This is a genomic window from Exiguobacterium sp. s193, from assembly GCF_018618755.1.
Taxonomy (GTDB): Bacteria; Bacillota; Bacilli; order Exiguobacteriales; family Exiguobacteriaceae; genus Exiguobacterium_A.
Map to the genome: position 1 here is coordinate 1 of NZ_JACSMR010000018.1, position 18,148 is coordinate 18,148.

Consider the following 18,148-nt stretch of genomic DNA (forward strand, 5'->3'; position numbering starts at 1 on the left):
GTCGTCTGGTGACGATAGCCAAGTGGTCACACCCGTTCCCATGCCGAACACGGAAGTTAAGCACTTGAACGCCGAAAGTAGTTGGGGGCTTCCCCCTGTGAGGATAGGACGTTGCCAGGCAATTGAAAAAGACCGATCTGCATAACGCAGGTCGGTCTTTTGTATTTTAAAAACAAGAGGTGTACGTCGTGAAAAATCAGATGCCAATCATTGAAGCACTTAAGCGACACGTTAATCGGAAGGCAACATCCTGGCATGTTCCAGGTCATAAAAATGGAGAAATCGTCGCAGATTTGCCAGATTTTTTTAGGTGGGATAAGACGGAGTTAGCTGGACTAGATGATTTTCATCATCCGACGGAAGCGATTCTAGAAGCAAAAGGATTGTTGCGTGAAGTCTACGATTCGGAAGACAGCCATTTTTTAGTAAATGGATCAACGAGTGGGAACTGGGCAATGCTCGCTGCTGTGACTAGGCGGGGAGATTGCGTCTACGTTCAACGCAATTCACATAAATCGATCTTTAATGCACTCGAATGGTTGGGGTTAAATCCGATTTTTTTAAGTCCTGAATATGATGAAGCAACACAAATTGCTGGTCATGTTTCACGTGAAACATTACAGGAAGCGTTATCATTATATCCAGGTGGAGTTGCGGTATTCTTAACTTCACCAAGTTATTACGGAGAAACAGCCGCTATTGAAGAACTTGTAGCACTGACAAGACACTATGAATTACCGTTATTAGTCGATGAAGCACATGGTGCACACTTTGGTGAAGCATTTGGTATTCGTTCGGCCTTTGAATATGGTGCGACAGCAGTCGTTCAATCTGCACACAAAACGTTACCAGCATTGACAATGGGTGCATGGATTCATGAGCGACTGACTGATACACAGCGTCGAAGACTGAAGCATGCACTCCAATCGTTTCAAACATCAAGTCCCTCCTACCTCATTATGGCATCGCTTGATTATGCCCGATACCATCGGGAACAATGGACGGTTGATGAAATGAGAGCGATCGAAACGAGTCATCGGCTATTCCGGAACGAACTCAACGAACTAGAGGGAATGCGCGCAATCGTTTTTGATGATTGGTCGCGCTTGATTCTTTCGTATGAGGGTTATTCAGGAGAACAGTTACTGAATGCGTTAGCTAATGAAAAGTTAGATGCAGAATTTGCTCTAGGTTCATTTGTTGTCTGTATCTTACCTCTATATGTCGTGACGAAACGTGTCAGGAAGCAGTGGATGAAACAAGTGAACGATGCGGTCGTAAAGTTGAAATTGAAGGGAATTCCCTCAAAAAGGTATATCGAGCAACCAATTATGGGTAAAATAAAAGTATCTTCACTCGCTTGTCCGTTAAATCAGTTAGAGGAGAAGGGACACATCATTCTTCCGCTTCGCGAAGCGATTGGGCAGGTTTCACTTGAAACGGTCATTCCGTATCCACCAGGGATTCCAGTCTTGTTACGAGGAGAGCGTGTGACAACAGAACATGTAGTGAGCATTGAGCATCATATAGCCGCATCCGTCCATCTTCAAGGTGGAGAGTCTTTGCAAGAAGGTACGTTGCGTGTCATAGAGGAAGGGTTTGTTGAATGAAGGGAACGTTTATTACAGTCGAAGGACCAGATGGTGCAGGGAAAACGACACAGCTTCAATTGATGGCAGAAGGATTAAAACGACAGGGTTATGAAGTCGTCATGACACGAGAGCCAGGTGGGACACGCATTGGTAATGAAATCCGTTCCTTGATCCTGAATCCTGATTTCAGCGAGATGGATGAAATGACAGAAATTCTGTTGTATGCTGCGTCACGGGCACAACACGTCAATGAATTAATTCGTCCGTCACTTACAGCCGGAACCGTCGTTTTATGCGATCGTTTCGTTGATGCTTCGATTGCATATCAAGGTCATGGACTCGGGTATTCGATCGAGCAGATTCGAAACGTCAATGAACAAGCAACAGGTGGTCTCACACCGGACCGGACGTATTTATTTGACTTGACGGTCAGTGACTCGAAAAGACGAATGATCGAACGGGGTGCGCTTGACCGGATTGAGCAACGGGATGATGGATTCAGAGAACGGGTCTACCATGGTTTTTTATCATTAGCCGCGTCAGAACCGGAACGGATTCAATTAATTGATGCAAATCAATCGATTGAGGCCCTCCATTCAGTATTACTCGAAGATGTGTTAGCCTATTTGAAAAAAAGGGAGAGATTATCATGAAAATGGTCATTACGATTGTTCAAGATAAAGACAGCTTACGTTTGGCGGAAGCACTCGTTGAAAATGATTTTCGGGCAACAAAACTTGCGACGACGGGTGGTTTTCTAAAAGAAGGTAACACGACCTTCATGATTGGTGTCCAAAGCGAGCGTGTTGATGATTTGATGCGTTTGATCAAGAAAAATTGTTCGAGCCGCGATCAGATGGTCTCACCGATCTCACCGATGGGTGGACATGCCGACTCGTATATTCCTTATCCGGTTGAAGTCCAGGTCGGGGGCGCGACAGTCTTCGTCTTGCCAATCGAAGGGTTTCATCAGTTCTAATGCGGACATTTCATGAGCTTGAACAAACACAATCCGTCATTTCGACGATTCTTCAAAATTCTTTACGGACAAATCGAATCAATCATGCTTATATCTTTACGGGAGATTATGAGCCGCTTCTTTTGGAGGCGGCTCAATTGTTCGCCAAGAGTTTATTTTGTGAGCAGAAAGATCAGGTCGAACCATGTAATGAATGCCGAAGCTGTCGACGGATGGATAGTGGCAACCTTGTCGATTACTATCAGATCGAGCCGGATGGCGCAACGATCAAAAAAGAACAAATTCAGCAGTTGATGCATGATTTGTCACTTCGCGGTTTAGAAGGGGATCGGCAAATCTATGTCGTGACCCAGGCACACCGGATGACGCCACAAGCGGCAAACAGTTTATTGAAGTTCTTCGAAGAACCGGGTGAAGGAAAAGTGGCGATTTTATTGACGAATCAGCCACAACTGTTATTACCGACGATTCGTTCTCGCGGACAACTGCTAAGTTTCCGCCCGGCCGACCGTGTGATGATTGGACAAGTGTTATCGGAAAAAACGTCACGCGACCCGGAGCTAACTCAGCTTGCAGCGCGTGTTTATTCAAAGATTGATGATGCAGAACAAGCCTTACTTGAAGACTGGTTTGTAAATGCGCGAGCGTCAGTGTTACAATTGATGGAGGAATTAGCGAATCGTCCGGCAGACTTGCCTCTATTCGTTCAAGAGAAATGGATTGGTCAGTTTAAGAATCGGCAAGACGTCCGGATTGGTCTAGAGCTTGTGACGTGTTTCTTCGAAGATGCCTTGCATCTGAAGTTGAATCCATCATGGGAGATCATCACGTACACGAATAGCCGACCATTACTTGAGCAGATGGGTGGAAAGAGTCAGGCGACGATCACCCGCTGGTTGCAGGCAGTACTTGCAGCCGTCAAACGGGTCGAAGCGAATGTTAATCCTCAATTAACAGTTGAGCGTCTCATGTTTGACTTACAGAAAGGGTAGAGCGATATGCTAGAAGTAGTAGGCGTTCGCTTTAAAGAAGCGGGCAAAATTTATTATTTTGCACCTGGACAAGAGTCATTATCACGAGGACAAGCCGTCATCGTGGAGACAGTACGGGGCATTGAATATGGCGAAGTGGTAATCGCTGATAAACAAATGGACGAGGAAGATGTGGTCTTACCATTAAAATCGATTCTTCGGATCGCGGATGATAAAGACGCGATGATCGTCCGTGAAAATAAAGTAGCAGCACTTGATGCACATGCCGTGTGTGTTGAAAAGATTCGCGAACATAAGCTCGATATGAAACTCGTTGACGTCGAATATACGTTTGATCGTAATAAAGTCATCTTTTACTTCACAGCGGAAGGTCGCGTCGACTTCCGGGAACTCGTCAAAGATTTAGCTGCAGTCTTCCGGACACGGATTGAGTTGCGCCAAATCGGAGTTCGTGATGAAGCGAAATTGCTCGGTGGAATCGGTCCTTGTGGTCGTGTTCTCTGTTGTTCATCCTTCTTGGGTGAATTCGAGCCGGTCTCAATCAAGATGGCGAAAGATCAAAACTTATCACTGAACCCAACGAAGATTTCCGGTGTTTGTGGTCGTTTAATGTGCTGTTTGAAATACGAGAACGATACGTATGAAGAAATGCGACGTGATCTACCCGATTACGGAAAACGTCTGACTGTACCAGAAGGCGAAGGTCGTGTCGTCGGATTAAACATCCTCGATCAAGTAGTTCAAATTGAACTGAAAGACCGTTCCCGCGTTCTGACTTACTCGATGGAAGAATTATTATCCGTCGGTGCCGTAAAACAAAAACGACCAAAAGAATGACGGGGTGCATACGCGTGGAGAGAGTCGATAAAAAAGAAATCATTACGCGTGTCGATGCGATCGAGCAACAGATTCATTTGCTGACTGAGCATCTGAGCGTATTAAAAGATCAGCTTGCTTACATGATGGAGGAAAATCAACACCTCTACCTCGAAAATCATCACCTGCGTGAGAAGGTGGAGCGAGATGAACAACAACCGATTACAGAAGAAGCGGAAGCCGAAGCGTTAGTAGGTGCCGGATACGATAACCTCGGGCGCCTCTATCAAGAAGGATTCCACATTTGTAACTTGCACTATGGTCAAGTCCGCAAAGACGGGGACTGCCTGTTCTGCTTGTCCATGTTAACGAAACATTGAGAGGCTGACTTCCTAGGAGTCAGTCTTTTTTTCAGAAAGGAAGACATCATATGCTTGAATTATTACCCGATGAACGACTCGATCATCTCCTCGGAAGAGACGGGCGCATCATCCAAAGTCCAACCGTTTTTTCCTACTCGCTTGATGCGGCCTTACTCGCTCAATTCGTCTGGGTCCCGATCCGCCAAGGCAAGTTAGTCGATTTGTGTGCCGGGAATGGCGCGATTCCGCTCTTTTTATCCTACCGGACGAGTGGAACGATCACCGGTCTTGAAATTCAACCACGCCTCGTCGAGATGGCACGTCGGAGTATTACGTTAAACGAAAAGGAAGAGCAACTCCAAATGATTGAAGGGGATGTCAAAACGGCAGGAAAACAACTTGGCTACGGTACGTATGATGTCGTGACCTGCAACCCGCCATATTTTTTAGCGAATGAATCATCGAATCGAAATGAGAGTGAACATTATACGATTGCCCGACATGAAGTCTTATGCACACTCGAAGATTGTATTCGTTCAGCAGCCGATTTACTTAAACAAGGCGGGAAAACGGCGTTCGTCCATCGTCCTGAACGTTTACTCGATATCGTGACGTTGATGCGTCAGTACCGCATCGAACCGAAGCGGATGCAATTGATTTATCCGAAGACGGGAAAAGAAGCCAACATGCTGTTGATCGAAGGTATCAAGGATGCGAAACCAGGCTTGAAAGTATTGCCCCCGTTCATCGTCTACGAGCAAGACGATACGTATACAGCACAAATGCGGGAACATCTGAATGTCTAAGCATGCAATTTATATCGTACGTTGCCGCGACGGCAGTCTGTATACGGGATACGCCGTCGATGTCGAGAAGCGTGTTGCGACACACAACACAGGGCAGGGTGCCAAGTACACGCGGGCACGGCTACCGGTCGTCCTTGCGTACACAGAGACGTTTGAAACGAAGTCGGAGGCACTGAAACGCGAGTATGCCATCAAACAATTGACGCGTGCGAAAAAAGAACAGCTTATTCAAGGAGGGACGTCATGAAGGCGACCAGCAGTTTTAAGGATCAAACGAATGGCTTATATATCGTACCGACGCCAATCGGAAATTTAGAAGACATGACGTATCGAGCCGTTCGGTTATTACGTGAATCGGATATCGTCGCAGCGGAAGATACACGCCAGACGATGAAATTATTCAACCATTTTGAAATCGATACGAAACTTGTCAGTTATCATGAACACAATAAACAAGTCAGTGGCGAAAGGTTACTCGGTGACTTAGTAGCGGGAAAACAAGTTGCACTCGTCTCGGATGCCGGAATGCCGGGAATTTCTGACCCGGGGAGCGATTTAATCCGACTCGCGATTGCAGCAGATATCCCGGTCATCGTCTTACCTGGAGCAAATGCGGCATTGACGGCACTCGTCGCGTCCGGTCTACCGACGGAACGTTTTTTATACTACGGCTTTTTACCACGCAAGAAAAAAGAGCGGCGTGAAGCACTTGAGACGTTACGTTATGAGCAAGGGACATTGATTTTTTATGAAGCACCACACCGGTTAAAGGAAATGTTGACAGGTCTCCTCGAAATACTCGGGGATCGCCAAATCACGCTTGCCCGTGAGTTGACGAAGCGCTATGAAGAATACATTCGTGGTTCGGTGACGGAAGCACTGGACTGGGCAGCAGAAGATGTCCGCGGCGAATTTGTCGTCATCGTCGACGGGTCGACGGAAGAACGTCCGAGCGAAATCGTACAAGAGGCAGATCCACTCGACCAAATCGAACGGTATATCGCAGACGGTGAAAAGCCGAATGCAGCGTTAAAACGTGTCGCGAAGGAACGGGGACTTGACCGACAAGCCTTATACCTGTCTTATCACGAATCGAAATGAAAAAAGGAAGCGTACCGAATCGGCGCGCTTCCTTTTTGGTCTTATTCGTTTCCTGCGTAATGACGATCGAGGAAATCTTTTAACTCAACGAGGACGCGTTGTGCGCCATCCGGAGAGAGAATTAATTTTCCGTCTGCTAATTTGAAGTTGTCTTCTGATACTTCACCTGTGACTTGGCAAGTCATGTTTGGTTTGTATTTTTTAAGAATGATTTGCTCGTTATCAACGTAGATTTCGAGTGCATCTTTCTCTGCGATTTGAAGTGTGCGGCGAAGTTCGATTGGAATTACTACCCGGCCGAGCTCGTCTACTTTACGTACAATACCTGTTGATTTCATTTTGTTGTTCCTCCTCTGGATGTCTAAGTCTCTGTTTTTTTGGAAAATCGTCAAAATTCGACATCACTTCTATAGAATGTAGAATACTAAACTTTCCAAAAGTAGTCAACCAATCTGAATAGCTTGAAATCAAAATGTCATTTATTTCTCAAAAAAGCCATAATTGAAACGATTTATTAATAGATTTTCCCTTTTTAAAGGAATTCAAACTATTTAGTGTGTTTTTTTGTAATTTGATGTCTGATGTCAAAAAATGTTTCGATTCGACAAAAAACGAGTTTCGACAGCGGCGGTAGAACAGCGTATAATAATGGAATGAACAGTAGAACGGAGGAATAACATGGCAAAAACTTTTTATATCACAACACCGATTTATTATCCTAGCGCGAAGCTACATATCGGTCATGCGTATACGACGGTCGCGGGAGACGCGATGGCGCGTTACAAACGTCTGCAAGGGTTCGATGTGCGTTACTTAACAGGAACGGATGAACACGGACAAAAAATTCAAGAAAAAGCAGCTGAAGCAGGTGTGTCAGAACAGGAATTCGTTGACGGTGTCGTCGAGCAAATTAAAGTCCTGTGGGATCGTCTTGACATCTCGTATGACGATTATATCCGGACGACGGAACCACGCCATAAAAAAGTCGTCGAGCAAATTTTTGAGACGTTACTTGAAAAAGGTGATATCTATCTTGGTGAATACGAAGGCTGGTATTCGATTCCCGATGAAACGTACTACACGGAATCACAGTTAGTGGATGGAAAGAGCCCTGACAGCGGACATCCCGTCGAACTCGTCCGCGAAGAGTGTTATTTCTTCCGAATCAGCCAATATGCGGATCGCTTGCTTGAATATTTTGAGGCGAATCCATCATTCATCTTACCGGAATCGCGGAAGAATGAAATGATTAATAACTTCATTAAACCGGGTCTCCAAGATCTCGCCGTCTCACGGACGACATTTGACTGGGGTGTCAAAGTCCCATCGAATCCGAAACACGTCGTGTACGTTTGGGTGGATGCCTTGACGAACTATATCTCGTCACTCGGTTACGGAACAGATGATCAAGGGAACTTCGACAAGTACTGGCCAGCAGACGTTCATCTCGTCGGAAAAGAAATCGTTCGTTTCCATACGATCGTTTGGCCGGCACTCTTGATGGCACTCGACCTTCCACTGCCGAAGCAAGTTTTCGCGCACGGTTGGTTGTTGATGAAAGACGGGAAGATGTCGAAATCAAAAGGGAACGTCGTCGATCCGATTCCGATGATTGATCGTTACGGTCTCGATGCCCTTCGTTATTACCTCTTACGCGAAGTCCCATTCGGTTCAGACGGTATGTTTACACCGGAAGCGTTCGTTGAGCGGATGAACTTTGATCTCGCGAATGACCTTGGGAACTTACTCAACCGGACGATCGCGATGGTCACGAAATACTTTGATGGTGTCATCCCGACCTATGCAGGGAATGTCACGCCGTTCGATGCGACATTGTCGACGCTCGCGAAGGAAACAGTTGAGAAGGTCGAAGCTTCGATGGAACATATGGAGTTCTCGGTTGCTTTATCACACGTCTGGCAATTGATCAGTCGCGCGAATAAGTACATCGACGAGACACAACCGTGGGTACTCGCGAAAGACGAAACGAAGACGGATGAACTCGGTTCTGTCATGGTCCACCTCGTCGGAACGCTTCGTCACGTTGCGATCATGTTGCAACCGTTCATGACACAATCGCCGACCGAGATGTTCCGTCAGCTTGGTCTTGCTGGTCAGCCGATGAACTGGGAAGCACTCGCGCAGTTCGCGTCGATTGAAGAAGGATCAAAAGTCGGTACCGCTGAACCGATTTTCCCGCGCCGCGACATGAAAGAAGAAGTCGAAGCGATCGTCGAAATGATGCAACAAGCATCGGCTGCCCGAGTTGAGGAAGAAGAAGTCGAAGAAGCGGATGAAGATGTTCGTCCAGAAACGACGATTGATGTCTTTGATCAAATTGAGCTACGTGTCGGCGAAGTCGTCACGGCAGAAAAAATCAAAAAAGCAAAAAAACTATTAAAGTTAACGGTCGACATGGGGAAAGAAACACGCCAGATCGTTTCAGGAATCGCTGAATGGTACGAGCCAGAAGACCTAGTTGGTCGTAAAGTCATCGTCGTCGCGAACTTGAAGCCGGTCACACTCCGTGGCGAATTATCGCAAGGCATGGTGCTTGCGGCTGAAAAATCAGGTAAACTTGAACTAGCGACCGTCCCGTCAACGATGGCGAACGGTGCCAGTGTAAAATAATTCGGATGCCTGTGGACTTCACGTCACAGGCATTTTTTTGAAAAAGGAGTCGAGGATATTGTTAATCGATACACACACACATTTAAATTCGGATCAGTTCGACGGAGACGTCGAAGAAACGATTGAACGCGCACGGGCGAACGGGGTTTCACCGATGATCGTCGTCGGATTCGATCATAAGACGATCGACCGGGCGATGGAACTCGTCGAACAGTATGACGACCTGTATGCCGTCATCGGTTGGCATCCCGTCGATTCAATTGATTTTGATGAGGAGGCGTACGCGAAAGTCGAACGGTTGATGGACCATGAGAAAGTCGTCGCCCTCGGTGAAATCGGTCTGGATTATCACTGGGATACGTCACCAAAAGATGTCCAAGAAGCGGCGTTCCGTAAACAAATTCAACTCGCGAAGAAAAAGAATAAGCCAATCGTCATCCACAACCGGGAAGCAACGGAAGATACGTTACGTATTCTCGAAGAAGAAGATGCGAAAGAAGTCGGTGGGATTCTCCATAGCTACAGCATGAGTGCTGAACTGTTACCCCGTTGCCTCGCGATGAACTTTTATATTTCGCTCGGTGGACCGGTAACGTTCAAAAATGCGAAGATGCCAAAACGTGTCGCTCAAGAAGTCCCGCTTGATCGGTTACTCGTCGAGACGGATTGTCCCTACCTGACGCCGACACCATACCGCGGCAAACGTAATGAGCCGGCGTATGTCCGGTTCGTGGCGGAAGAAATCGCTCAACTACGTGGTATGATGTATGCCGATATCGAACAAGCGACGACAGAAAATGCGAAACGAGTCTTCCGTCTCCCATGATGCGTTCGTTTTCTTATATCGTGACGGGGTGTGCGTTGCTGGTTCTCGCAAGTCTGATTTATTTTGCGATGGACCATCCGCGCGACGTCACCTTGATGATTGATGGACAAGAGCAACAGGTCGAGACAACGGAAACATCCGTCTATGGTGTCTTACGCGAAAACGGAATCGACGTCCAGGAGGAAGATACCATCGAACCGGCGCTCAGCGCTGATTTACCGGACGATGGGTTAATCGTCATGCAACGGGCGAAAGAAATCACGCTGATTGTCGGATATGGTCAAGCGCAGACGGTCCGGACGCAGGCACGTCTCGTCACAGACCTCTTAAAGGAACAAGGTATCACTCAGGCGGATAGCGATGATGTATATCCTTCCATTAACGCAGTTTTGACGACGGGCATGACGGTCCGGTTCCGTGAAGCATTCCCGGTCGATGTCATCATCGGAGGACAAGCAAAACAAGTTTATACGTACCAGACGACGGTCCGGGAGCTGTTAGCGAAACAAGGGGTCACGTTACAAGCATCGGACAAGGTCGCACCCAGTCTTGATACCGTTGTATCGGAAAACAGCCTCGTCACTGTCAATACGACACGACGGGCGACGTTGACGCAGGAACAGCTCTTACCATTCGATGTCGAACAGGTGGAAGATCCGACGTTGCCAAAAGGACAGGAACTCGTGACGACGACAGGACGTCCCGGTGTCCGGACGAAAAAATATCAGCTGACGCTCGCCGACGGACAAAGCAAAGAGAAAAAGTTACTGGCGGACGAAGTGACGAGTGAACCGGTCAAACAGGTCGTCAAGGTCGGGACGAAGCCGATTGAACGAACCGATCCGGTGACACCGGTGTTCAATGAAGAACAAGCGACGGTACCGCTGACGGTGACGCCAGAGGTGACCGCCGACCTCGACTTTAAGAACGCCAAAACCTTGACGGTGGAAGCGACGGCCTATACGAATGATCCGGCGTCAAACGGCAGTCAATTGTATGATGGACGTGCATTGACGGCGACAGGATACGACGTCACGGATACGATCACCTATCAAGGGTTACCGATCGTCGCGGTCGACCCGAAAGTGATTCCGCTCGGGACGAAGGTCTACGTCGAAGGTGTCGGACTTGCGGTCGCACTCGACACGGGTGGCGCGATCAAAGGCAATAAAATCGATGTACTCGTCGGGGATGAACAGACGGCGAAGACGTTCGGACGGAAGACGGTCAAGCTTTGGGTCATCCCGAACGAATCAGGCACGGAAGCGGGTAGTTGACGCTTCCTTGTTTTTTTCGTGGAAACAGGTACAATTACGGAAGTGTCTGAAGAAGGTGGAGAAGAACTGATGCGCAAACGTTTAAAAGAAGTCATCGTCGTCGAAGGACGTGACGATACGACACGCTTACAGGAAGTATTTGATGTCGATACCATTGAAACGAACGGTTCTGCCGTTAACGAACAAACATTACAGCGAATTGAAAAAGCACTCGAACGCCGAGGGGTCATCGTTTTCACGGATCCGGATTTTCCAGGCGACCGGATTCGCGCACGAATCAATGAACGTGTCCCAGGGTGTAAACAAGCTTACTTGCCACGGGCGGACGCGAAAGATAAACGCGGTAAAATCGGTGTAGAACATGCTTCACCGCAAGCGATTGAACGGGCACTTGCAGCCGTCTATGAGACAGAAGAAGTCCATGTCGCCGAAGTGACGCGCGACATGATCCTCGCGGCAGACTTGATCGGTGGTCCGTCAGCGTCGGCACGCAGACGTCGACTTGGACAATTGCTCGCGTTAGGTGAACCGAATGCAAAACAACTCGTCAAACGCGTCGCCTCGATTCGGATTACAAAAGAGGAATGGGACGCCGCACTGAGACAGTTAGAGGAGGAACAAGATTGAAAGACATCGCAACACTACACCGGACGAAGGAAATCCTTGCGCGACACGGGTTTTCATTTAAGAAGTCCTTAGGACAAAACTTTTTGATTGATTTAAATGTATTAGGCAACATCGTCGGCGCGGCGTCGTTGACAAAAGACAGTGGGGTGCTTGAAATCGGACCGGGCATCGGTTCCTTGACGGAGCAATCGGCGAAACAAGCGAAAAAAGTCGTCGCACTCGAAATTGATCAACGCCTGTTACCGATTTTAGAAGACTCACTCTCTCCGTATCCCCACGTCAAGGTGATTCATGGCGACGCACTCGAACTGGATCTCGAGACGATCGTCGACGAAGAGTTTACACAAGCGGGAATTACTGATCTTGCAGTCGTCGCAAACTTACCTTACTACGTCACGACACCGATCATCATGCGGATTCTCGAAGCGAAAGCACCGTTTCGGACGCTTGTCATGATGATCCAAAAGGAAGTTGCGGAACGAATTGGTGCGAAGCCTGGAACAAAAGCTTACGGCTCGTTATCAATCGCGATTCAATACTATGCCGAAGCGGAAGTTTGCTTCACGGTTCCGAAACAAGTCTTCATTCCGGCGCCAAACGTCGACTCGGCTGTCATTCGCTTGAACATCCGAAAAGAACCAGCCGTCAAAACAAAAGATGAAAAATTATTCTTTGAAGTGACGCGTGCAAGTTTCGCCCAGCGCCGGAAAACGATCTTAAACAATTTATCGAGCCACTTCGGAAAATCCGAAAAAGAAGCAGTCGAAGCCGCCTTGCATGAAGCAGGAATCGACCCACGACGCCGTGGGGAGACGCTCAGCTTGCAGGAATTTGCACAGCTTGCGGACGCACTTTTGCCGATTAAAAAACGTTGACGGTAGCGAAAAGAAAAGATATAATATTGCCCCTTTCTAATATTTAATTAATATGCTATAATAAATATTAGTGAGGTGAAGCGTATGCCAAAGACGTTGAACGAAATCAGACATGTTTTCGAAACACATGTTGGTGAAAGACTGACGCTAAAAGCAAGCGGCGGTCGTAAAAAGGTCGTAACCCGAATCGGAACGCTCGTTGAGACGTATCCTTCGGTGTTTGTAGTCAAGCTAGACGCAGAGCGCCACAATGTCGAGCGAGTTTCTTATAGCTACGCTGACGTGTTAACCGACTCCGTACAAATCGAATTTGCGAATTCGTAAACTTACCTTCCGAAGCGAACAGAAATGTTCGCTTCTTTTTTTGTGGAAAGGTTGATACAATTCGTACAGGATACGTACTAGAGGAGGAACGGCACGATGACGATTATTGTAAAAGCACCAGCGAAAATCAATTTAGTGTTGGATGCAACGGCGAAGCGGACAGATGGTTACCATGATGTACATATGGTGATGACGACAGTAGATTTAGCGGATCGCTTAGAGTTGACGGAACTTCCGTCCGGCGAGATTCGGATGAATGCCCAACATGCTTACGTCCCGAACGACGAGCGGAACTTGGCTTACAAAGCGGCAGCGGTCTTGAAGAAAAAATTCGATATTCAAGCTGGGGTAGAGATTTATCTTGAGAAACAAATTCCAGTCGCAGCAGGTCTTGCCGGCGGATCGAGTGACGCGGCAGCGACGCTGCGTGGCTTAAATGATTTATGGAAACTTGGATTGACGCTCGAACAGCTCGCAGAAATCGGTGCAGAAGTCGGTTCAGACGTCCCGTTTTGTGTCATGGGTGGGACGGCGATCGCGACAGGTCGTGGTGAAAAGCTCGAAAAATTGATGGCACCCCCTCCATGCTGGGTCGTGCTCGCGAAACCGACGATTGGCGTTTCGACGGCAGATGTTTACGGCGCACTTGATTTAACGACGGCGAAACGACCGGATGTCGAGGCGATGATTGCGGCTGTCAAAGCGCAAGACTTCACGGCCATTTGCCAGTCGCTCGGGAACGTCCTTGAATCCGTTACGCTACCGATGCACCCGGAAGTCGAGCAAATCAAGGACTTCATGACAAGCTGTGGGGCAGAAGGTGTTTTGATGAGCGGAAGCGGTCCAACGGTTTTCGCTTTAACGGAACATGAGAACCGCGCCCAACGTCTTTATAATGGCTTAAGAGGTTTTTGTAACGAAGTCTACGTCGTTCGTCTTTTAGGCGAAAACCATTGATAATATCCGTATGAAAATGATATATTCACTAGTGAATATTCGGAATTACGGAGAGGTGGAACAAATTAGATGAAAATTCGGAGAAGTGGTCGGTTAGTCGATATGACACGTTATCTACTCGATCATCCGCATCATCTGATCTCATTGACGATTTTCGCGGAACGTTATAAGTCTGCGAAATCTTCGATCAGTGAAGATTTAGATATCGTGAGTGAAATGTTGGAGCATGAAGGAACAGGACGACTCGTCACCGTTCCCGGGGCAGCTGGAGGCGTCATGTTCATCCCGACGTGGAGCAGTGAAAAAGCGTTGCCGTTCATCGATGATTTATGTGAGCGTGTCGCGCGACCGGATCGTTTGTTGCCGGGTGGCTATTTGTACCTGACGGATTTACTCGGGGATCCACGAATGGTCAAGCAGATGGGACAAGTTTTTGCGTCCGTCTTCAGCCAGAAAAAAGTCGATGTCGTCATGACGATCGCAACAAAAGGGATTCCACTTGCCTACGCCGTCGCAGAACAACTCGGTGTACCATTCGTGATTGTACGCTCGGATAGCCGCGTCACGGAAGGTTCGACTGTCAGCATCAACTACGTGTCGGGCTCGTCCAAAGCGATCCGGACGATGGCGCTTGCGCGACGTAGTCTGCCACGTGGGGCGAATGTCTTGCTGATTGATGATTTCATGAAAGCAGGCGGAACGATTCGTGGGATGATGAGTCTGCTCAGCGAATTCGAAGCGAAAGTAGCAGGTGTCGGGGTCTTAATCGAAGCAGAAGGTGCAGAGAAAAAAATGGTCAGCGAATATGTCAGCTTAATGAAACTCGCCGACGTCGATGTCGATCTCGGACAGATTCAAGTGAAGCGCGGAAACGTCGACCATTATTTCACAAGTGATGGGAATATTTGAATTTGACACGTGATTTTTTTGTAACTATACTGTAATTATCAAACTTTTGGAAATTATGCCTAAAAAGATTGGAAAAAGCTAAACCTTTATTTGTTTTGAACCGTAAGTAGAAGTAGACAACGAAGAGTTGTGACATCGGTTACTAAAAGGGGTGCGGACAAAATGAACGTTACGGACGTTAAAATTCGCCGTGTCGTAGCAGAAGGGCGTATGAAAGCACTCGCCTCGATTACGCTCGACCACGAATTCGTAGTACACGACTTACGTGTGATTGAAGGGAACAGTGGTCTCTTCGTCGCGATGCCGAGTAAACGGACGCAAGAAGGCATCTTTCGTGATGTCGCTCATCCAATCAATGCATTAATGCGAAAAAAGGTCGAAGATTCAGTATTAGAAGCATATGCGTTGCGTGAAGAAAATGAAGAAGTGAATGATCTAGAGATGACGACAGTCGAACTGACGGATCGTCCTTAATAGAAAAGATCGGTTGCCGTATTACGGTGGACCGATTTTTTTGTGGATTTTTCATCAATTTGACTTGGTACTGTGATTGAATAGTGACCTCATTTTCGTTATAGTTGGTACGAGTGTACTATTTCTGAACGAAATCAACACTAATTTACGTGGAGGAGCGACAAGGATGAATCATTTCGCGGTAATTCTAGCAGCTGGTAAAGGAACACGCATGAAATCAAAACTCTACAAAGTACTCCACCCAGTAGCTGGGAAACCTATGGTACAACACGTCGTGGACCAACTCGCGACACTTGGCGTCAAACGTCAAGTCGTAATCGTTGGGCATGGTGCGGAGTCTGTAAAAGAAGTGCTTGGCACATCGGTGGAATATGCGCTTCAGAGTGAGCAGCTTGGCACGGGTCATGCTGTTCAAATGGCAGAACCGGTACTTGGAAACGAAAAAGGATCGACGCTTGTCGTCTGTGGGGATACACCACTCTTAACGAGTGAGACGTTAGCCGCGTTACTCGACCACCATGCAGAAACGGGTGCGAAAGTGACCGTCTTGACGGCTCATGCGGATGACGCAACAGGATACGGGCGTATCATTCGTGGTGAAGAGGGACATGTTTCAAAAATCGTTGAACATAAAGATGCAACGGAACAAGAACTCGCGATTAAAGAAATCAACACAGGTACGTATGTGTTTGATAACGAGCTGTTGTTTGCTGCGTTAAAACAAGTCAAGAACGATAATGTCCAAGGGGAGTATTACTTGCCGGATGTCATCGAAATCGCAAAAGCAGATGGCGAAACGATCGCTGCCTATGCGGCGCCGACGTTTGAAGAGACGATCGGTGTCAATGACCGGGTTGCACTCGCACAAGCAGAGACGTCGATGCGAAAGCGGACGAACGAATATTGGATGCGTCAAGGTGTCACATTCATCGACCCGGCATCGACCTATATCGGACCAGATGTTACGATTGGTTCGGATACGACGCTCTACCCGGGGACACAATTGCTCGGGAAGACGGTAATCGGGTCTGAATGTATCATCGGACCGAACAGTGACATCCGTAACAGTGAAGTGGCAGATGCGTCCGTCGTCCGTCAGTCGGTCGTAACCGATAGCCGGATCGGGCAAGCAGCACAAGTCGGTCCATTCGCGCACTTGCGTCAGCAAGCGGTGCTCGGAGCGAACACGCGTGTCGGTAACTTTGTTGAAGTCAAGAAATCGACGTTCGGTGAAGGAAGCAAGTCGGCACACTTGAGTTACGTCGGAGACGCAACGATTGGTAAAAACGTCAACTTAGGATGTGGGTCCATCACCGTCAACTATGATGGGACAAACAAGTTCGAAACGGTCATCGAGGATGATGCGTTCATCGGATGTAACGTCAACTTGATCGCCCCCGTCACAGTCGGTAAAAATGCACTCGTCGCAGCAGGTTCGACGGTGACAGATGATGTTCCGGAAAATGGTCTCGCGATCGCTCGTGAGCGTCAAACGACGAAACCTGATTATCGTTAATTCAGCTCCACCTTATTCATTACTTGTCGCTCTACTCGTCTAAACCAAACAAATGGAGGCCACCTAAACATGTCTACTGTCCTAGAACATGAAATTCGTATTTTCGCACTCAACTCGAACAAACCACTGGCAGAGGAAATCGCTAAGGTCATCGGAATTCCCGTTAGCGAAAGTTCAGTCAAACACTTCAGTGATGGCGAAATCTCGATGAACATCGAAGAAAGCGTTCGTGGAGATGATATCTACATCATCCAATCGACAAGTCAGCCGGTCAACGAGAACTTGATGGAGCTCCTCATCATGATTGACGCATTAAAACGTGCTTCTGCACGGACGATCAACGTCGTCATGCCGTATTATGGTTATGCCCGTCAAGACCGTAAAGCACGTTCGCGTGAGCCGATCACGGCAAAGCTTGTTGCGAACTTACTTGAAGTCGCAGGAGCGACACGTGTCGTCACGATGGATCTCCATGCTGCTCAAATCCAAGGTTTCTTCGATATTCCAGTAGATCAGTTAATGGGTGTTCCACTTCTTGCTACTTACTTCGAGAAGAAAAACATCGACCCGAATGAACTCGTCATCGTTTCTCCAGACCATGGCGGCGTTACACGGGCACGTAAATTAGCAGAACAATTAAAAGCACCAATCGCAATCATCGATAAGCGTCGTCCGAAACCGAACGTCGCGGAAGTCATGAACATCGTCGGTCAAGTTGATGGTAAAATCGCAATCATCATCGATGACATCATTGATACGGCAGGAACGATTACACTTGCTGCGAACGCATTGATCGAAAATGGGGCGAAACAAGTTTATGCTTGTTGTACACACCCTGTTCTTTCTGGTCCAGCGATGGAGCGGATTGAAAATTCAGCGATTGAAGAGCTCGTCGTCTTGAACACGATCGACTTGACGCAACGTGAATGTGCAAGTAAGATCAAACAAATTTCTGTCGCGCGGTTACTTGCAGAGGCAATCATCCGTGTCCATGAACAAAAATCAATCAGCCCGCTCTTTAGCTGATCAACAAACAGATATGAACGATGAGGTCCGGTTTTTTGAAATCGGACCCTTGTTCGTG

21 protein-coding genes and 1 rRNA gene are annotated in these 18,148 nt (G+C 47.6%); 21 read left to right on the top strand and 1 reads right to left on the bottom strand.

Annotated elements, in window-relative coordinates:
• Nucleotides 1–4: 4 nt before the first annotated feature.
• The 10 genes from rrf (at nucleotide 5) to rsmI (ending at nucleotide 6,648) form a co-directional block, all read left to right on the top strand.
• Nucleotides 5–120, top strand: a 5S ribosomal RNA gene (gene rrf / locus KNQ04_RS15035).
• Nucleotides 121–188: 68 nt separating this feature from the next.
• A complete protein-coding gene (locus KNQ04_RS15040) occupies nucleotides 189–1,610 on the top strand; it encodes an aminotransferase class I/II-fold pyridoxal phosphate-dependent enzyme (RefSeq protein ID WP_353049737.1) in 1,422 nt (473 codons plus the stop codon).
• Nucleotides 1,607–2,245 carry a dTMP kinase gene (gene tmk, locus KNQ04_RS15045; RefSeq protein WP_214851729.1) on the top strand — a complete coding sequence of 213 codons (639 nt, stop codon included), beginning with the start codon at nucleotides 1,607–1,609 and terminating at the stop codon, nucleotides 2,243–2,245. The genes KNQ04_RS15040 and tmk overlap by 4 nt, the downstream gene beginning before the upstream one ends.
• On the top strand, nucleotides 2,242–2,571 hold the full coding sequence (locus KNQ04_RS15050) for a cyclic-di-AMP receptor (protein WP_029332194.1): 330 nt from the start codon (nucleotides 2,242–2,244) through the stop codon (nucleotides 2,569–2,571). The genes tmk and KNQ04_RS15050 overlap by 4 nt, the downstream gene beginning before the upstream one ends.
• Nucleotides 2,571–3,563: a DNA polymerase III subunit delta' gene (locus tag KNQ04_RS15055; RefSeq protein ID WP_214851731.1), complete on the top strand. Its 993-nt coding sequence runs from the start codon at nucleotides 2,571–2,573 to the stop codon at nucleotides 3,561–3,563. Before KNQ04_RS15050 ends, KNQ04_RS15055 begins: the two co-directional genes overlap by 1 nt.
• Before the next feature lie 6 nt (nucleotides 3,564–3,569).
• Nucleotides 3,570–4,400: a PSP1 domain-containing protein gene (locus KNQ04_RS15060; RefSeq protein ID WP_029332196.1), complete on the top strand. Its 831-nt coding sequence runs from the start codon at nucleotides 3,570–3,572 to the stop codon at nucleotides 4,398–4,400.
• Nucleotides 4,397–4,759, top strand: a complete 363-nt coding sequence (gene yabA, locus KNQ04_RS15065; RefSeq protein ID WP_029332197.1) for a DNA replication initiation control protein YabA — start codon at nucleotides 4,397–4,399, stop codon at nucleotides 4,757–4,759. The genes KNQ04_RS15060 and yabA overlap by 4 nt, the downstream gene beginning before the upstream one ends.
• 50 nt (nucleotides 4,760–4,809) lie before the next feature.
• Nucleotides 4,810–5,547 (top strand): tRNA1(Val) (adenine(37)-N6)-methyltransferase, encoded by a 738-nt coding sequence (locus KNQ04_RS15070; protein ID WP_214851733.1) that lies wholly within the window; start codon nucleotides 4,810–4,812, stop codon nucleotides 5,545–5,547.
• Nucleotides 5,540–5,794 carry a GIY-YIG nuclease family protein gene (locus KNQ04_RS15075; protein ID WP_214851734.1) on the top strand — a complete coding sequence of 85 codons (255 nt, stop codon included), beginning with the start codon at nucleotides 5,540–5,542 and terminating at the stop codon, nucleotides 5,792–5,794. The genes KNQ04_RS15070 and KNQ04_RS15075 overlap by 8 nt, the downstream gene beginning before the upstream one ends.
• Nucleotides 5,791–6,648: a 16S rRNA (cytidine(1402)-2'-O)-methyltransferase gene (gene rsmI, locus KNQ04_RS15080; protein WP_214851735.1), complete on the top strand. Its 858-nt coding sequence runs from the start codon at nucleotides 5,791–5,793 to the stop codon at nucleotides 6,646–6,648. The genes KNQ04_RS15075 and rsmI overlap by 4 nt, the downstream gene beginning before the upstream one ends.
• A 41-nt stretch (nucleotides 6,649–6,689) precedes the next feature.
• Here rsmI and KNQ04_RS15085 read toward each other — a convergent pair whose 3' ends face one another.
• On the bottom strand, nucleotides 6,690–6,986 hold the full coding sequence (locus KNQ04_RS15085) for a transition state genes transcriptional regulator AbrB (protein ID WP_012368944.1): 297 nt from the start codon (nucleotides 6,984–6,986) through the stop codon (nucleotides 6,690–6,692).
• A gap of 340 nt (nucleotides 6,987–7,326) precedes the next feature.
• On the opposite strand from KNQ04_RS15085, the gene metG reads away from it, so the two are divergent.
• From metG to KNQ04_RS15140, 11 genes are all read left to right on the top strand, one after another.
• Nucleotides 7,327–9,279 (top strand): methionine--tRNA ligase, encoded by a 1,953-nt coding sequence (metG, locus tag KNQ04_RS15090; protein ID WP_214851736.1) that lies wholly within the window; start codon nucleotides 7,327–7,329, stop codon nucleotides 9,277–9,279.
• Between the two features lie 58 nt (nucleotides 9,280–9,337).
• Complete coding sequence (locus tag KNQ04_RS15095) at nucleotides 9,338–10,105, top strand: TatD family hydrolase (protein WP_214851737.1); 768 nt, start codon at nucleotides 9,338–9,340, stop codon at nucleotides 10,103–10,105.
• Nucleotides 10,102–11,382 (top strand): 3D domain-containing protein, encoded by a 1,281-nt coding sequence (locus tag KNQ04_RS15795; RefSeq protein ID WP_214851738.1) that lies wholly within the window; start codon nucleotides 10,102–10,104, stop codon nucleotides 11,380–11,382. The genes KNQ04_RS15095 and KNQ04_RS15795 overlap by 4 nt, the downstream gene beginning before the upstream one ends.
• A 69-nt stretch (nucleotides 11,383–11,451) precedes the next feature.
• The gene (gene rnmV / locus KNQ04_RS15105; protein WP_214851739.1) at nucleotides 11,452–12,009 is read left to right on the top strand and encodes a ribonuclease M5; all 558 of its coding nucleotides are present in this window, start codon (nucleotides 11,452–11,454) and stop codon (nucleotides 12,007–12,009) included.
• Nucleotides 12,006–12,884 (top strand): 16S rRNA (adenine(1518)-N(6)/adenine(1519)-N(6))-dimethyltransferase RsmA, encoded by an 879-nt coding sequence (gene rsmA, locus KNQ04_RS15110; protein ID WP_214851741.1) that lies wholly within the window; start codon nucleotides 12,006–12,008, stop codon nucleotides 12,882–12,884. Before rnmV ends, rsmA begins: the two co-directional genes overlap by 4 nt.
• Before the next feature lie 84 nt (nucleotides 12,885–12,968).
• Complete coding sequence (locus KNQ04_RS15115) at nucleotides 12,969–13,208, top strand: Veg family protein (protein WP_012368950.1); 240 nt, start codon at nucleotides 12,969–12,971, stop codon at nucleotides 13,206–13,208.
• 96 nt (nucleotides 13,209–13,304) lie between these two features.
• The gene (gene ispE / locus KNQ04_RS15120; RefSeq protein WP_214851743.1) at nucleotides 13,305–14,165 is read left to right on the top strand and encodes a 4-(cytidine 5'-diphospho)-2-C-methyl-D-erythritol kinase; all 861 of its coding nucleotides are present in this window, start codon (nucleotides 13,305–13,307) and stop codon (nucleotides 14,163–14,165) included.
• A gap of 69 nt (nucleotides 14,166–14,234) precedes the next feature.
• Entirely contained in the window at nucleotides 14,235–15,074 is an 840-nt protein-coding gene (gene purR, locus KNQ04_RS15125) for a pur operon repressor (RefSeq protein ID WP_214851745.1), read from the top strand.
• Nucleotides 15,075–15,236: 162 nt separating this feature from the next.
• The gene (gene spoVG, locus KNQ04_RS15130) at nucleotides 15,237–15,548 is read left to right on the top strand and encodes a septation regulator SpoVG (RefSeq protein ID WP_214851747.1); all 312 of its coding nucleotides are present in this window, start codon (nucleotides 15,237–15,239) and stop codon (nucleotides 15,546–15,548) included.
• Between the two features lie 166 nt (nucleotides 15,549–15,714).
• Nucleotides 15,715–17,064 carry a bifunctional UDP-N-acetylglucosamine diphosphorylase/glucosamine-1-phosphate N-acetyltransferase GlmU gene (gene glmU / locus KNQ04_RS15135; protein ID WP_214851748.1) on the top strand — a complete coding sequence of 450 codons (1,350 nt, stop codon included), beginning with the start codon at nucleotides 15,715–15,717 and terminating at the stop codon, nucleotides 17,062–17,064.
• A 69-nt stretch (nucleotides 17,065–17,133) separates the two neighbouring features.
• The gene (locus KNQ04_RS15140; RefSeq protein WP_029332210.1) at nucleotides 17,134–18,090 is read left to right on the top strand and encodes a ribose-phosphate diphosphokinase; all 957 of its coding nucleotides are present in this window, start codon (nucleotides 17,134–17,136) and stop codon (nucleotides 18,088–18,090) included.
• Nucleotides 18,091–18,148: the final 58 nt, after the last annotated feature.

Bases quoted from the DNA above. Each gene is read 5' to 3' on its own strand.
- tmk (WP_214851729.1), top strand. From the start codon at position 1,607: ATGAAGGGAACGTTTATTACAGTCGAAGGACCAGATGGTGCAGGGAAA.
- KNQ04_RS15050 (WP_029332194.1), top strand. From the start codon at position 2,242: ATGAAAATGGTCATTACGATTGTTCAAGATAAAGACAGCTTACGTTTG.
- KNQ04_RS15055 (WP_214851731.1), top strand. From the start codon at position 2,571: ATGCGGACATTTCATGAGCTTGAACAAACACAATCCGTCATTTCGACG.
- KNQ04_RS15060 (WP_029332196.1), top strand. From the start codon at position 3,570: ATGCTAGAAGTAGTAGGCGTTCGCTTTAAAGAAGCGGGCAAAATTTAT.
- yabA (WP_029332197.1), top strand. From the start codon at position 4,397: ATGACGGGGTGCATACGCGTGGAGAGAGTCGATAAAAAAGAAATCATT.
- KNQ04_RS15070 (WP_214851733.1), top strand. From the start codon at position 4,810: ATGCTTGAATTATTACCCGATGAACGACTCGATCATCTCCTCGGAAGA.
- KNQ04_RS15075 (WP_214851734.1), top strand. From the start codon at position 5,540: ATGTCTAAGCATGCAATTTATATCGTACGTTGCCGCGACGGCAGTCTG.
- rsmI (WP_214851735.1), top strand. From the start codon at position 5,791: ATGAAGGCGACCAGCAGTTTTAAGGATCAAACGAATGGCTTATATATC.
- KNQ04_RS15085 (WP_012368944.1), bottom strand. From the start codon at position 6,986: ATGAAATCAACAGGTATTGTACGTAAAGTAGACGAGCTCGGCCGGGTA.
- metG (WP_214851736.1), top strand. From the start codon at position 7,327: ATGGCAAAAACTTTTTATATCACAACACCGATTTATTATCCTAGCGCG.
- KNQ04_RS15795 (WP_214851738.1), top strand. From the start codon at position 10,102: ATGATGCGTTCGTTTTCTTATATCGTGACGGGGTGTGCGTTGCTGGTT.
- rnmV (WP_214851739.1), top strand. From the start codon at position 11,452: ATGCGCAAACGTTTAAAAGAAGTCATCGTCGTCGAAGGACGTGACGAT.
- KNQ04_RS15115 (WP_012368950.1), top strand. From the start codon at position 12,969: ATGCCAAAGACGTTGAACGAAATCAGACATGTTTTCGAAACACATGTT.
- ispE (WP_214851743.1), top strand. From the start codon at position 13,305: ATGACGATTATTGTAAAAGCACCAGCGAAAATCAATTTAGTGTTGGAT.
- purR (WP_214851745.1), top strand. From the start codon at position 14,235: ATGAAAATTCGGAGAAGTGGTCGGTTAGTCGATATGACACGTTATCTA.
- spoVG (WP_214851747.1), top strand. From the start codon at position 15,237: ATGAACGTTACGGACGTTAAAATTCGCCGTGTCGTAGCAGAAGGGCGT.
- glmU (WP_214851748.1), top strand. From the start codon at position 15,715: ATGAATCATTTCGCGGTAATTCTAGCAGCTGGTAAAGGAACACGCATG.
- KNQ04_RS15140 (WP_029332210.1), top strand. From the start codon at position 17,134: ATGTCTACTGTCCTAGAACATGAAATTCGTATTTTCGCACTCAACTCG.